A 12,810-nucleotide genomic window follows, 5' to 3' on the forward strand; every position below is an offset into this window, starting at 1 on the left:
GCGTTACATCATATTGTCGAACACGGGGGTAATGTTCAAATCCGCTTCTTCCATGTCCAACACCATATCGTGGATTTCGGTATCGAAAAACTCCCAAAACGCTTTCAGGCTCATGTCTTGCGGCCATTTGTCTTTATCGATGTCCCAACCTGCCAGCTCCGCTTCAAAAATCTGGCGGTAGCGTTCGTCGAAGTAGGAAACGACGGCTTCCGGTTCGTCGAACTGCGGAACGAGGAAGACGGAACAGTTGGCACGAAGCTGCTCTATGGTTAGGTCGGGCATATTTTCGTCGGTGCTTTTGAGCCATTCCAAAAAGTGCGCGGTCGGCTTGAGGACGACGGCGGTGCGGTCAACAAAATACATGGTTTTCTTTCTCAATCATCTTACGGTGTCGGGCTATGCCGTCTGAACGTTCGGTTTTCAGACGGCATAGCATCAATGGGTCATGACCTGTTGCAGGAACTGCTTGGCGCGTTCGTGTTTTGGGTTGGTAAAAAACGCTTCGGGCGTTTCGTCTTCGAGGATTTGCCCTTTATCGACAAAAAGCACCCGGTCGGCAACTTCGCGGGCAAAACCCATTTCGTGGGTTACGCACATCATGGTCATGCCGCTTTCTGCCAAGTCTTTCATGACTTTTAATACCTCGCCGACCATTTCGGGGTCGAGTGCGGAGGTCGGTTCGTCAAACAGCATCACGCGCGGTTCCATCGCCAACCCGCGCGCAATCGCCACGCGTTGCTGCTGGCCGCCGGAAAGTTGGGACGGGAAGGCGTCTTTTTTGTGTGCCAGTCCGACGCGTTCCAAAAGTTCCATCGCTTTTTTCTCCGCCTGTTCCGCATTTTGACCTTTAACCTTCATCGGTGCGAGGATGATGTTTTCCAATACGGTCAGGTGGGGGTAGAGGTTGAAGCCTTGGAATACGAAGCCGACTTCTTCGCGGATTTTGTTCAAATCGGTTTTGGGGTCGGCAACGTTGACACCGTCCACCCAAATCTCGCCGCTTTCGATGCTTTCAAGCTGGTTGACGGTGCGGATGAGTGTGGATTTGCCGCTGCCCGAAGGCCCGCAGACGACGACCACTTCGCCTTTTTTGATTTCCAAGTTCACGCCGTTGATGACGTGCAGGTCTTTGAAATGTTTGTGTACGTTTTTGAATTTGATCATAGTGTCCATTCTTTTCAGGCAGTCTGAATCTGTCTGACTGATTAAGGGTAAAACTTATTCAAATCGGCAACCAATTTGGTTAACTCTTCCTGATTCGGCTTATTCATGCTCCGGTAAACTTTGACGTAGCCTTTGTCGTTTTTCATATTCACGACATAGATGACGAAACGTGTGCCGTTGAATCCTTTTTCTGCATCGCAGGTGTAGTACGTCACACCCCCGCTTTCCGCTTTTTCCAGTACGCAGTCGTTTTTGCGGTAGCCTTGCTCCTTCGCTATCCAATCCCGCTCAAATGAAGCCCTGTACGCGTCTGGCACGCGGACTTGGTCGACAAATAAATCATGATCGGGATTTTGGGAATAACCGTAATGGAAAATGGCATTTGAACCGTTTAATTGCGCCTCCAGCATTTGATAACGCCGGTTTTGGAAAAACGCATCGTTCGGGTTCATGCAGGCAGTTAAAAGAAAAGTCAGGAGTGCGGCTGTGTATTTCATGGTTTATTCCTTCAGGCAGTTAAAAGAAAAGTCAGGAGTGCGGCTGTGTATATTTTATGGTTTATTTTCTTATAAACAGTTATAAACGGTTTCAAGGCGGCTTGCCGGTAATTCAACGCACGAAATTCCGTTTGTACATCATATGGTTTTCAATATTGGCTTTGGCATCTTTTTCATCCCAAATTTGTAATTCCCACGGATAGTAGAAATTGCTGCTGTTTTTGAAATAAACGTGTATGCCGATATAGCCGCCGGCATCGCGCAAATACCGGTTTTTCAAGCCGTGTTCTGTTTTCCAGCCGTCAAGTTTTTCCAAAATTCCGACAACTGTTTCAGACGGCCAAATCAGCCGCGCGCCGAAAATATCGTTCAGGATGTTGTTAGCCGGATATTGGTTGTCGCGCGCCAGATAGCGGCTGATTTTATCATGTATGCTTTCTGCGGTTTTCACGCGGTAGAAAAAGTCTATGCCGCGTGTGTCGGCAAAGGCTAGGTAATCGTTAACCGCTTCGTGCAAATTAAGGCGGTAAGACAAAATATGTTCGGTTGGAACGTTTTTGAGCGTGTGGCTCAAATTGATTTTCCGCACTTTGCCGGTTTCAAAATAATCCTGCGAATATTGTGCATGCAGGCGGTTGATTTCGCGGATTAAACGTTCGGTTTTTTGCAGGTTGCCTTCCATTGCCGCCCTCTTTTTTCAGACGGCCTTGCCCGCCAAATAATTGCTCAACGCCACGTATTTCTCCGGCTCGATATGTTCGGCGCGGTCTTGCGGATTGATGCCGGCTGCCTGCAAATCTTCGTCTGTTGCCAGTTCTTTCAGATTGTTGCGTATGGTTTTGCGGCGTTGGTGGAAGGCGAGTTTCACGAGTTTGGCAAAATGCTCGAAATCGTCCGCCTTGCCGATACGGTGTTTTACCGGAATCATGCGCACCACTGCCGAATCCACTTTCGGCGCGGGGTCGAACGATTCGGGCGGCACGTCGATCAGCAGCTCCATATCGAAAAAATATTGCAGCATCACGCCCAAACGCCCGTAGTCGTTGCTTTTCGGCGCGGCAACCATACGCTCGACCACTTCTTTTTGCAGCATAAAGTGCATATCGACGACATCGTCCGCCACCTCCGCCAGCTTGAACAAAAGCGGGGTGGAAATATTGTACGGCAGGTTGCCGACGATTTTCTTTTTGCCTGCGATACTGTTGAAATCAAACTGCAACACATCGCCTTCGTGAATCACCAGCTTATCCGCAAACGGCAGCGTTTTCAGACGGCATACGATGTCGCGGTCGATTTCGACAACGTGCAGGCAGTTCAGTTTTTTCGCCAAAGGTTCGGTAATCGCCGCCAAACCCGGACCGATTTCAATCACGACATCATCCGCCTGCGGGCGCACGGCGTTGACGATATCGCCGATAATCCGCGTGTCCTGCAAAAAATTCTGCCCGAAACGCTTGCGGGCTTTGTGTTCTTTCATCGGGTTTCCTTTTCGGTTGAAACCACACCCTTTAGGGCGGTAGAATCAGACCCTATTTGGGAGGGGCGTAACCCTTTCCAAATCAGGACGGCACATAGGGCGGTGCTTTATGTGTCGTCCTGTGTGTTGGAACATAAATGTGTTTACAGTATCTGTTTGATGTCGGCATTGTAACCGAAAACGGCAGGGCGTGATAATGCTGTTTGAAGGCTTGCCGTGTTTGGCGGTTTGGTGCAAAAACCGGCTGTCTGCCGTTTGCCTGTCGGAGGATTGAACGTGTCTGAAAATCTGCTTGAAATCGAAACCCATCCCTTCGATCCCGTGTTGCCGCCGAAGGCTGCGGTCATGATGATGGGGACGTTTCCACCCAAGGAAGACAAACGCGCGATGCAGTTTCATTATCCGAATTTCCAAAACGATATGTGGCGCGTTTACGGGCTGGTGTTTTTTAACGATGCGGCGCATTTCCGGATGCCGTCCCACGGGGAGGCTGCGCACTCTGAAAAGGCGTTTGACGCGGAGAAAATTAAGGCGTTTTTGCACGAACGGGGGATTGCGTCCTGTCCGACCGTGTTGAAGGCGGTACGTCAGCACGGCAATGCGTCCGACAAGTTTTTAAAGGTAGTTGAAACCGTCGATTTGGCGGCGGTGTTGGCAAAAATACCCGAGTGCCGCCATATTTGTACGACAGGCGGCAAGGCGACGGAAATCCTGCTCGATATTCAGGGCGGCGGTATCAAAATGCCGAAAACGGGCGAAACCGTGCCGTTTCCGTTTGCCGGACGGGATTTGACCCTGACCCGCCTGCCTTCGACTTCGCGCGCTTATCCTTTGAGTTTGGCGAAAAAGGCGGCGGCGTATCGGGCGTTTTTCGAAATGGCGGGTTTGTGTGAAAAACAGTTATAATTGCCGACAATTTCCCGTTCAGACGGCATTTTGAAAAATATAGTGGATTAACAAAAATAAGGACAAGGCGACGAAGCCGCAGACAGTACAAATAGTACGGCAAGGCGAGACAACGCCGTACTGGTTTTTGTTAATCCACTATAAATTGCCGTCTGAAAATTTGAAGCACAAGGAAGAAATCCGATGAAAAACTACCACGCGCCCGACGAGAAGGGCTTTTTCGGCGAACACGGCGGGCTTTATGTCTCCGAGACCCTGATTCCCGCCTTGCAAGAGCTGGCGGATGCCTATAAGGCAGCGAAAGAAGATCCTTCATTTTGGGAAGAGTTCCACCGCGATTTGAAACATTATGTCGGCAGGCCCAGTCCCGTTTATCACGCCGCGCGGTTGTCCGAACATCTGGGCGGCGCGCAAATCTGGTTGAAACGCGAAGATTTGAACCACACCGGCGCGCACAAAGTCAACAACACCATCGGTCAGGCATTGCTCGCCCGCCGTATGGGTAAAAAACGCGTGATTGCCGAAACCGGCGCGGGTCAGCACGGCGTGGCGAGTGCCACCGTTGCCGCACGCTTCGGAATGACTTGCGACGTGTATATGGGTGCGGACGACATCCAACGCCAAATGCCCAACGTGTTCCGCATGAAATTGTTGGGCGCGAACGTGGTTAGCGTAGAAAGCGGCAGCCGCACGCTGAAAGACGCGATGAACGAAGCGATGCGCGAATGGGTCGCCCGCGTGGACGACACGTTCTACATCATCGGCACCGCCGCCGGCCCCGCGCCGTATCCCGAAATGGTGCGCGATTTCCAATGCGTTATCGGCAACGAAGCCAAAGCGCAGATGCAGGAAGCCATCGGCCGCCAGCCTGATGTTGCCGTTGCCTGTGTGGGCGGCGGCTCGAACGCCATTGGTTTGTTCTACCCTTATATCGAAGAAGAAAACGTACGTTTGGTCGGCGTAGAAGCAGGCGGTTTGGGTGTGGATACGCCTGACCACGCCGCACCGATTACTTCGGGCGCACCGATTGGCGTACTGCACGGCTTCCGCAGCTACCTGATGCAGGACGAAAACGGTCAAGTCTTGGGTACGCATTCTGTTTCCGCAGGCTTGGACTATCCCGGCATCGGCCCGGAACACAGCCATTTGAACGACATCAACCGCGTCGAATACACCGCCGCCAAAGACGACGAAGCACTCGAAGCCTTTGACTTGCTCTGCCGCTTCGAGGGCATCATCCCCGCGCTCGAATCCAGCCACGCCGTTGCTTGGGCGGTGAAAAATGCGCCGAAAATGGGCAAAGACCAGGTGATTTTGGTCAACCTGTCCGGCCGCGGCGACAAAGACATCAACACCGTGGCGAAGCTCAAAGGGATTGAGTTGTAGGGATGATGTGAAGGTCGTCTGATAAAAATGCCGTCTGAAGCCTGAGTTCAGACGGCATTTTTACGAACTTTCCTTTATGACGGCTTTTCGGATTTGCTTTATTATCTGTTTATTTTTGAAATATCGGGAGTGGGGAGACGTGTTCCGTCGTTGGTTTTTGCCGTGTTGGGTCGTCGGCGTGGCGGCTTCGTTTGCGCTGCCGGTCGTGCCGCATTGGCTGTTTTGGCTGGCGGCTTTTGCGGTTTTTGCTGTGTTTGCAAGGCGGTTTGCGTTTGCCGGTCTGATGCTGTGCGTGTTGGCGGGTGCGGCTTACGGCGTATTCAGAACGGAAGCGGCACTGTCTTCGCAATGGCGGGCGGAGGCGGTTTCAGGCGTGCCGTTGACGGTGGAAGTGGCGGATATGCAGAGGTCGGACGGGCGGCGCGTGCAGTTTGCGGCAAAGGCTGTGGACAGCAGTGGTCGGACGTTTGATTTGCTGCTGTCGGACTACAAACGGCGCGAATGGGCGGTCGGGAGCAGGTGGCGGATAACGGCACGTGTGCACCCCGTCGTCGGGGAGTTGAACCTGCGCGGTTTGAACCGTGAGGCGTGGGCATTATCCAACGGGATAGGCGGCGCGGGGACGGTCGGTGCGGACAGGGTTTTGCTGCATGACGGAAGCGGTTGGGGGATTGCGGTTTGGCGCAGCCGTATCAGTCGTAATTGGCGGCAGGCGGATGAGGACGGCGGGCTTTCAGACGGCATCGGGCTGATGCGCGCGTTGAGCGTGGGCGAACAGTCGGCATTGCGCCCCGAATTGTGGCAGGCGTTCCGACCGTTGGGGCTGACGCATTTGGTCAGTATTTCGGGTTTGCACGTTACGATGGTGGCGGTGTTGTTTGCGTGGCTGGCGAAGCGGCTGCTTGCCTGTTCCCCGAGCCTTCCCACCCAGCCGCGCGTGTGGGTTTTGGCGGCGGGGTGTGCAGGCGCGCTGTTTTACGCGCTGCTTGCCGGTTTTTCCGTGCCGACGCAGCGCAGTGTTTTGATGTTGGCGGCGTTTGCGTGGGCGTGGCGCAGGGGAAGACTGTCGGCGTGGGCAACGTGGTGGCAGGCGTTGGCGGCGGTGCTGCTGTTCGACCCTTTGGCGGTCTTGGGTGTGGGAACTTGGCTGTCTTTTGGTTTGGTGGCGGCCCTGATATGGGCGTGTGCAGGGCGTTTGCACGAAGGGAAACGGCAAACCGCTTTGCGCGGGCAGTGGGCGGCTTCGGTGTTGTCGTTGGTTTTGCTCGGTTATCTGTTTGCTTCGCTGCCTTTAATCAGCCCTTTGGTCAATGCGGTGGCGATTCCGTGGTTTTCTTGGGTATTGACGCCGCTGGCGTTGCTGGGTTCGGTCGTGCCGTTTGCGCCTTTGCAACAGTTGGGGGCATTTTTGGCGGAATACACTTTGCGGTTTTTGGTGTGGCTTGCCGATGTGTCGCCCGAGTTTGCCGTTGCTTCCGCACCTTTGCCGCTGCTGGTGTTGGCGGTGTGTTCCGCTTTGCTGTTGTTGCTGCCGCGCGGCTTGGGTTTGCGTCCGTGGGCGGTGTTGCTGTTGGCAGGGTTTGTGTTTTACCGTCCGCCCAGCGTGCCGGAAAATGAGGCTGCGGTTACGGTTTGGGATGCGGGGCAGGGTTTGTCGGTGTCGGTTCAGACGGCAAATCATCATCTTTTGTTTGACACCGGAACTGCATCGGCGGCACAGACGGGGATTGTGCCGAGTTTGAATGCGGCGGGTGTCCGCCGTTTGGACAAGCTGGTTCTGTCGCATCACGACAGCGACCACGACGGCGGTTTTCAGGCAGTCGGCAAGATACCGAACGGCGGGATTTATGCCGGACAGCCGGAATTTTATGAGGGGGCGCGGCATTGTGCGGAACAGCGTTGGCAATGGGACGGCGTAGATTTCGAGTTTTTGATGCCGTCTGAACGCAAAAACATCGATGATAATGGGAAAAGTTGTGTTTTGCGTGTTGTGGCTGGTGGTGCGGCACTACTGGTAACGGGCGATTTGGATACGAAGGGCGAGGAAAGCCTGGTCGGCAAGTATGGAGGCAACCTGTACAGCCAGGTGTTGGTGTTGGGGCATCACGGCAGCAATACGTCCTCGTCGGGCGTGTTCCTCAATGCCGTCTCGCCCGAATATGCCGTTGCTTCAAGCGGTTATGCCAACGCCTACAAACATCCGACCGAGGCGGTGCAGAACCGTGTCCGCGCACACGGCATCAAACTGCTGCGTACCGATTTGTCGGGCGCACTGCAATTCGGCTTGGGGCGCGGCGGCGTGAAGGCTCAACGTTTGAGAGGGTATAAATTCTATTGGCAGAAAAAACCGTTTGAGTGAACGAAAAGGCTTGCGCCGGAACGGAAAATGCCGTCTGAAAGGGCTTCAGACGGCATTACGAAGATGGGCTTAATGCCAGTAACGCCACCAGGGCATATCGTCGGGCTGCCAAGCGTGCGTCAAAAACGGGCTTTTTGGAAAGTTGGCTTCCAAAACGCGGTGTGTGTCGGCGGCAAGCTGGGGCTTGTCCAACTTCTTGTAGGCAAGTTCCAATATGGCCAGTGATTCTTCGACATAGCGTGTATTTTGATAGCTGCCGATGATTTTTTGGGCGCGGTTGGCGGCGGCGATATATGCGCCGCGTTTCATGTAGTAACGCGCTACCGACATTTCATTGCCGCCCAAAGCATCGACCAGTTTGATCATGCGTGCGGTCGCATCGGCGGCGTATTTGCTGTTGGGGAAGCGTTGGACGAGTTCTGCAAAGGCCTGATACGCTTCGCGGTTGGCTTTCGGGTCGCGGTCGGACCAGTCTTGCGAGGCCAGTTTGTTCAAGAAGGACTGGTCTTCGTTGAACAGCACCAAGCCGCGCAGGTACAGCGCGTAGTCCATATTCGGGTGTTGAGGGTGAAGTCGGCGGAAGCGGTCAATGGCGGCCAGTGCCTTATCCTTCTCATCATCTTTATAGTAGGCGTATGCGGTATCCAGTTGCGACTGCCGGGCATGTCGGCTGGTGGGGAAGCGCGATTCCAAGATTTCGTATAACTTGACAGCCCGCGTATAATTGCTACTGTTCAATTCGTCCTGGGCTTCGGCATAGAGTTTTTCCACACTCCAGTCTTGGGTAATCTGGGCATCTTTATCGACCGTACCTTTGGTGGCACAGGCACTCAGTGCCAAACCTAATGAAACCGTTAAAAGAATTTTTTTCATGCAGAATACTTCCTTTGATAATGAATCCGATTATAGCGACGATTCAGACTTTGCGTCAGCTTCCGAAACTGAAAACCGTATCGGTCTGACCGTTCCGCTCGAGCTTGCCGGCGGGCGGCTGGATGCGGTGTTGGCGAAACTTTTGCCCGACTACTCGCGCAGCCGCCTGACATCATGGATTAAAGAAGGCGCGGTTATTGTAAACGATAAACCTTCGCAACCCAAAGACAAAATGATAGGCGGCGAGCAAATTTGTGTAACCGTCCGTCCGAGTGAGGAGAATCTGGCATTCATGCCGGAGCCTATGGCTTTGGATATTGTTTACGAAGACGATACCGTCATTGTTGTCAACAAACCGGCCGGACTGGTGGTGCATCCGGCGGCGGGCAACTGGACGGGGACGCTGCTCAACGGCCTCTTGGCGCATTGCCCCGAATTGAGCCAAGTACCGCGCGCGGGCATCGTCCACCGCCTCGACAAGGAAACCAGCGGGCTGATGGTGGTTGCCAAAACCCTGCCCGCGCAAAATTCCCTTGTGCAACAGCTTCAAGAGCGCACGGTCAAACGCATTTACCGCGCCGTCGCCAACGGCATCGTTCCCTTTGACGGTAAAATCGAAACCCAAATCGGACGCGATCCGCACAACCGCCTGAAAATGGCAGTCGTCAAATTCGGCGGCAAACCAGCCGTTACCCACGTCAAAGTGTTGGAACGCTATCTTGCCCACAGCTATATCGAGTGTTCGCTCGAAACGGGCAGGACGCACCAAATCCGCGTACATATGCGCGAAGCCAACCATCCGCTTGCCGGCGATCCCGTGTACGGCAACCTGCGCCACCCGTGCGGCGACACGGTGAAAGAAGCCGTTAAAAGTTTGGGGGCGCGTCAGGCATTGCATGCCTACCGCTTGAGTTTCACCCATCCGGAAAGCGGCGAAACCGTTTCGTTTGAAGCACCGATTCCGGACGACATATATCATTTGTTATCCGTCCTCCGTCTTGAAGCCGGTTTGGATTCGTCTTTGAGCAATGAAGAGGAATGGCAGGACAAATTCGGCGCGGATGACGACGATGATTGGAACGAAGACGACTATGATGTCGAAGTGGTTTATGTAAGGGAGTGAGGCGGCTTGAAAGGCGGGGCGAACGCAGGCAGCCGAATCGGAGCAGCAGGGCAATCGTCCCCGCCGATTTCAAACAAAGGCTGTCTGAAGGGGCCGGGCAGAAACCGCCGGTTTCGTTTGCCCCGTTCAGACGGCATTATGATGAAAGGCGTTTAGGGGTTTTTTTATGTTTACCGGCTTTGGCCGCCCAATAAGTTGCCAGCAGCGAGCCGGAGATATTGTGCCACACGCTGAACAATGCGCCCGGAACGGCAACGACCGGCGCGGCGGCAAAGTGTGCGGCGGCAAGCGCGGCGGCCAGGCCCGAGTTTTGCATACCGACTTCGATGGCCAGCGTTTTTTGTGCATCATAAGGCAGACCGGTCCATTTGGCGGCAAAGAAGCCGAGCAGGTAGCCGATGCCGTTGTGGAGTGCGACAACGGCAAAAATCAGCAGGCCGCTTTCCATAATCTTGCCTTTGCTTGCCCCGACAACCGCGCCGATAATCAGCACGATGGCGGCAACGGAAACCAGCGGTAGCGCATCGGTCAGCTTTTCGGTTTTACTGCCCAAAACCTTATGGACAATCAAACCCAAAACAATGGGGAGCAAAACCATTTTGACGATGGACATCAACATACCGGCCGCTTGGATTTCCAGCATTTCACCGGCAAGCATCAGGAAGATGGCGGGAGTCAGCAATGGGGAAATCAGGGTGGAAACAGACGTAACGGCAACCGACAAAGCCACATTGCCACGCGCCAGATAGGTCATCACATTGGAAGCCGTACCGCCCGGGCAGCAGCCGACCAAAATCACGCCGACCGCGATTTCGGCAGGCAGGTTCAACAGTTTGGCCAGCAGCCAGGCGGTTGCCGGCATAATGGCGAATTGTGCGATTACGCCGATGATGACGGCTTTGGGATGTTTGAACAAAATATCGAAGTCGGAAGGTTTGAGCGTCAAACCCATACCGAACATAATAATGCCCAGCAGCCAAGGAATATAAGGCCCCGCCCATTTGAAGGTGTCGGGCGCGAAAAAAGCGGCGGCGGCAAAGAGCGCGGCCCAGAGGGAAAATGTTTTTCCGATAAAGCTGCTGATTTTACTGAGGATATTCATAATAATGTGTTGCGTGTTTGTTTTTAAGGGAAGGCAAGCATACACGCCTTAACCTTAATTTGCAAAATGACCGCGCCTAAACAATGCTGCCTGAAAATAGAGATTGGTTTTCAGACGGCATCGCCCGAGAGGTGTCGGAAACGGACTTTATCCCCATTCCTTTTCGGTTGAAACCCGTCTGTTTATAGCGATAGAATCTAATCGGAGGGCAGCCTCGTTCGGGCAACACGCAGTGCGGTGCTTGATGTGCCGTCCTCTGTTGAAACATATAAAGCTTGGAGAAAGTATAGTGGATTAAATTTAAACCAGTACGGCGTTGCCTCGCCTTAGCTCAAAGAGAACGATTCTCTAAGGTGCTGAAGCACCAAGTGAATCGGTTCCGTACTATTTGTACTGTCTGCGGCTTCGTCGTCTTGTCCTGATTTAAATTTAATCCACTATATATAAGGGCATCATTCCCGCACCGGCAAGAATCCGAATCCGAACGTTTGAACAATTGAAAGCAATCCCGAATCTCCGGATTCCCGCCTGTGCGGGAATGACGAAAAAACAAGCATCCATTTGCCCCGAAGGCAGTTAATCAACCCTTTCCGCCACACACCTATTCAATATCCAATGAAAACCATCACAGAAACCCTAAATCTTGCCCCGAAAGGCAAAAACTTCCTGACCGCCGATTGGCCCGCGCCCGCCAATGTGAAAACCCTGATTACCACGCGCAACGGCGGCGTGAGCCAAGGTGCGTATCAGAGTTTGAACCTCGGTACGCACGTCGGCGACGACCCTGAAGCCGTGCGCCGCAACCGCGAAATCGTGCAACAGCAGGTCGGATTGCCCGTTGCCTACCTCAATCAAATCCACAGTACCGTCGTCGTCAACGCTGCCGAAGCATTGGACGGCACGCCCGATGCCGACGCTTCCGTGGACGACACGGGCAAGGCTGCCTGTGCCGTGATGACCGCAGACTGTCTGCCCGTTCTATTTTGCGACAGGGCAGGTACGGCGGTTGCCGCCGCACACGCGGGCTGGCGCGGTTTGGCGGGCGGCGTATTGCAAAACACCATTGCCGCGATGAAGGTTCCGCCTGTTGAAATCATGGCGTATCTCGGCCCCGCCATCAGTGCGGATGCGTTTGAAGTCGGGCAGGACGTGTTTGATGCGTTCTGCACGCCCATGCCCGAAGCCGCCGCATTTGAAGGCATAGGCGGCGGCAAATTCCTTGCCGACCTTTACGCGCTGGCACGCCTGATTCTGAAGCGCGAAGGCGTGGGCGGCGTGTACGGCGGCACGCATTGTACGGTTTTGGAACGGGATACTTTCTTTTCCTACCGCCGCGACGGAGCGACAGGGCGTATGGCGAGCCTGATTTGGCTGGACGGCAATGCTGTCTGAACACGCCGCTGATATAATCTACCGACTTTGTGCTTTTGAGAAAGGCAAGCCATGAACAAACTGTTTCTTACTGCCGCAGTGCTGATGCTGGGCGCGTGCGGTTTCCACCTGAAAGGTGCAGACGGCATTTCTCCGCCGCTGACCTACCGGAGCTGGCACATCGAAGGCGGACAGGCATTGCAGTTTCCTTTGGAAACCGCGCTGTATCAGGCTTCGGGCAGGGTGGACGATGCTGCCGGCGCGCAGATGACCCTGCGTATAGACAGCGTTTCCCAAAACAAGGAAACCTATACCATTACCCGTGCGGCAGTCATCAACGAATATCTTTTGATATTGACGGTTGAAGCGCAGGTATTGAAACGCGGCGAGCCGGTCGGTAAACCGATGACCGTGTCCGTCCGCCGCGTTCTTGCTTATGCCGACAACGAAATTTTGGGCAAACAGGAAGAAGAAGAAACCCTGTGGGCGGAAATGCGGCAGGATGCCGCCGAACAAATTGTCCGCCGCCTGACCTTTCTGAAGGCGGAATGA

At 54.1% G+C, this 12,810-nt stretch carries 13 protein-coding genes and 1 pseudogene; 6 read left to right on the forward strand and 8 right to left on the reverse strand.

Annotation, left to right across the window (positions count from 1 at the left end; translation table 11 throughout):
• Window positions 1-3: 3 nt before the first annotated feature.
• The 5 genes from Q9J80_RS00535 to rsmA form a co-directional block, all read right to left on the reverse strand.
• On the reverse strand, window positions 4-363 hold the full coding sequence (locus Q9J80_RS00535; RefSeq protein ID WP_301673526.1) for a hypothetical protein: 360 nt from the start codon (window positions 361-363) through the stop codon (window positions 4-6).
• A gap of 72 nt (window positions 364-435) precedes the next feature.
• Entirely contained in the window at window positions 436-1,164 is a 729-nt protein-coding gene (locus tag Q9J80_RS00540; RefSeq protein WP_107859268.1) for an amino acid ABC transporter ATP-binding protein, read from the reverse strand.
• 41 nt (window positions 1,165-1,205) lie between these two features.
• Complete coding sequence (locus tag Q9J80_RS00545) at window positions 1,206-1,661, reverse strand: hypothetical protein (RefSeq protein WP_301673527.1); 456 nt, start codon at window positions 1,659-1,661, stop codon at window positions 1,206-1,208.
• Between the two features lie 112 nt (window positions 1,662-1,773).
• Window positions 1,774-2,343 carry a RelA/SpoT-related domain-containing protein gene (locus Q9J80_RS00550; RefSeq protein ID WP_304672666.1) on the reverse strand — a complete coding sequence of 190 codons (570 nt, stop codon included), beginning with the start codon at window positions 2,341-2,343 and terminating at the stop codon, window positions 1,774-1,776.
• Between the two features lie 15 nt (window positions 2,344-2,358).
• Window positions 2,359-3,138 (reverse strand): 16S rRNA (adenine(1518)-N(6)/adenine(1519)-N(6))-dimethyltransferase RsmA, encoded by a 780-nt coding sequence (gene rsmA / locus Q9J80_RS00555; RefSeq protein WP_118782910.1) that lies wholly within the window; start codon window positions 3,136-3,138, stop codon window positions 2,359-2,361.
• A gap of 345 nt (window positions 3,139-3,483) precedes the next feature.
• Between rsmA and Q9J80_RS00560 the strand changes: the two genes are divergently transcribed.
• The 3 genes from Q9J80_RS00560 (at window position 3,484) to Q9J80_RS00570 (ending at window position 7,789) form a co-directional block, all read left to right on the forward strand.
• Window positions 3,484-4,044: a uracil-DNA glycosylase family protein gene (locus Q9J80_RS00560; protein WP_304672695.1), complete on the forward strand. Its 561-nt coding sequence runs from the start codon at window positions 3,484-3,486 to the stop codon at window positions 4,042-4,044.
• A gap of 183 nt (window positions 4,045-4,227) precedes the next feature.
• Window positions 4,228-5,430 carry a tryptophan synthase subunit beta gene (trpB, locus tag Q9J80_RS00565; RefSeq protein ID WP_304672663.1) on the forward strand — a complete coding sequence of 401 codons (1,203 nt, stop codon included), beginning with the start codon at window positions 4,228-4,230 and terminating at the stop codon, window positions 5,428-5,430.
• Between the two features lie 139 nt (window positions 5,431-5,569).
• Window positions 5,570-7,789: a DNA internalization-related competence protein ComEC/Rec2 gene (locus Q9J80_RS00570; RefSeq protein ID WP_304671325.1), complete on the forward strand. Its 2,220-nt coding sequence runs from the start codon at window positions 5,570-5,572 to the stop codon at window positions 7,787-7,789.
• Window positions 7,790-7,858: 69 nt separating this feature from the next.
• Here Q9J80_RS00570 and Q9J80_RS00575 read toward each other — a convergent pair whose 3' ends face one another.
• Complete coding sequence (locus tag Q9J80_RS00575) at window positions 7,859-8,662, reverse strand: outer membrane protein assembly factor BamD (protein WP_301669000.1); 804 nt, start codon at window positions 8,660-8,662, stop codon at window positions 7,859-7,861.
• On the opposite strand from Q9J80_RS00575, the gene rluD reads away from it, so the two are divergent.
• A complete protein-coding gene (rluD, locus tag Q9J80_RS00580; RefSeq protein WP_301673534.1) occupies window positions 8,661-9,785 on the forward strand; it encodes a 23S rRNA pseudouridine(1911/1915/1917) synthase RluD in 1,125 nt (374 codons plus the stop codon). The genes Q9J80_RS00575 and rluD overlap by 2 nt on opposite strands.
• 136 nt (window positions 9,786-9,921) lie before the next feature.
• On the opposite strand, the gene Q9J80_RS00585 is transcribed toward rluD, so the two are convergent.
• Both Q9J80_RS00585 and Q9J80_RS10945 read right to left on the reverse strand, forming a co-directional pair.
• Window positions 9,922-10,887: a bile acid:sodium symporter family protein gene (locus Q9J80_RS00585; protein WP_301673535.1), complete on the reverse strand. Its 966-nt coding sequence runs from the start codon at window positions 10,885-10,887 to the stop codon at window positions 9,922-9,924.
• 218 nt (window positions 10,888-11,105) lie between these two features.
• A pseudogene (locus tag Q9J80_RS10945) lies at window positions 11,106-11,329 on the reverse strand (hypothetical protein); the annotation flags it as partial.
• 173 nt (window positions 11,330-11,502) lie between these two features.
• Between Q9J80_RS10945 and pgeF the strand changes: the two are divergent.
• Both pgeF and Q9J80_RS00595 read left to right on the forward strand, forming a co-directional pair.
• Complete coding sequence (gene pgeF / locus Q9J80_RS00590; RefSeq protein WP_301673536.1) at window positions 11,503-12,279, forward strand: peptidoglycan editing factor PgeF; 777 nt, start codon at window positions 11,503-11,505, stop codon at window positions 12,277-12,279.
• A 51-nt stretch (window positions 12,280-12,330) separates the two neighbouring features.
• Window positions 12,331-12,810 carry an LPS-assembly lipoprotein LptE gene (locus tag Q9J80_RS00595; protein WP_061693184.1) on the forward strand — a complete coding sequence of 160 codons (480 nt, stop codon included), beginning with the start codon at window positions 12,331-12,333 and terminating at the stop codon, window positions 12,808-12,810.

It is taken from the genome of Neisseria blantyrii, assembly GCF_962747855.1.
Taxonomy (GTDB): domain Bacteria; phylum Pseudomonadota; class Gammaproteobacteria; order Burkholderiales; family Neisseriaceae; genus Neisseria; species Neisseria viridiae.

Excerpts from the sequence above, each read along its gene's own strand:
- Q9J80_RS00535 (WP_301673526.1), bottom strand. The coding sequence starts at position 363 with ATGTATTTTGTTGACCGCACCGCCGTCGTCCTCAAGCCGACCGCGCAC.
- Q9J80_RS00540 (WP_107859268.1), bottom strand. The coding sequence starts at position 1,164 with ATGATCAAATTCAAAAACGTACACAAACATTTCAAAGACCTGCACGTC.
- Q9J80_RS00545 (WP_301673527.1), bottom strand. The coding sequence starts at position 1,661 with ATGAAATACACAGCCGCACTCCTGACTTTTCTTTTAACTGCCTGCATG.
- Q9J80_RS00550 (WP_304672666.1), bottom strand. The coding sequence starts at position 2,343 with ATGGAAGGCAACCTGCAAAAAACCGAACGTTTAATCCGCGAAATCAAC.
- rsmA (WP_118782910.1), bottom strand. The coding sequence starts at position 3,138 with ATGAAAGAACACAAAGCCCGCAAGCGTTTCGGGCAGAATTTTTTGCAG.
- Q9J80_RS00560 (WP_304672695.1), top strand. The coding sequence starts at position 3,484 with ATGATGATGGGGACGTTTCCACCCAAGGAAGACAAACGCGCGATGCAG.
- trpB (WP_304672663.1), top strand. The coding sequence starts at position 4,228 with ATGAAAAACTACCACGCGCCCGACGAGAAGGGCTTTTTCGGCGAACAC.
- rluD (WP_301673534.1), top strand. The coding sequence starts at position 8,661 with ATGCAGAATACTTCCTTTGATAATGAATCCGATTATAGCGACGATTCA.
- Q9J80_RS00575 (WP_301669000.1), bottom strand. The coding sequence starts at position 8,662 with ATGAAAAAAATTCTTTTAACGGTTTCATTAGGTTTGGCACTGAGTGCC.
- Q9J80_RS00585 (WP_301673535.1), bottom strand. The coding sequence starts at position 10,887 with ATGAATATCCTCAGTAAAATCAGCAGCTTTATCGGAAAAACATTTTCC.
- pgeF (WP_301673536.1), top strand. The coding sequence starts at position 11,503 with ATGAAAACCATCACAGAAACCCTAAATCTTGCCCCGAAAGGCAAAAAC.
- Q9J80_RS00595 (WP_061693184.1), top strand. The coding sequence starts at position 12,331 with ATGAACAAACTGTTTCTTACTGCCGCAGTGCTGATGCTGGGCGCGTGC.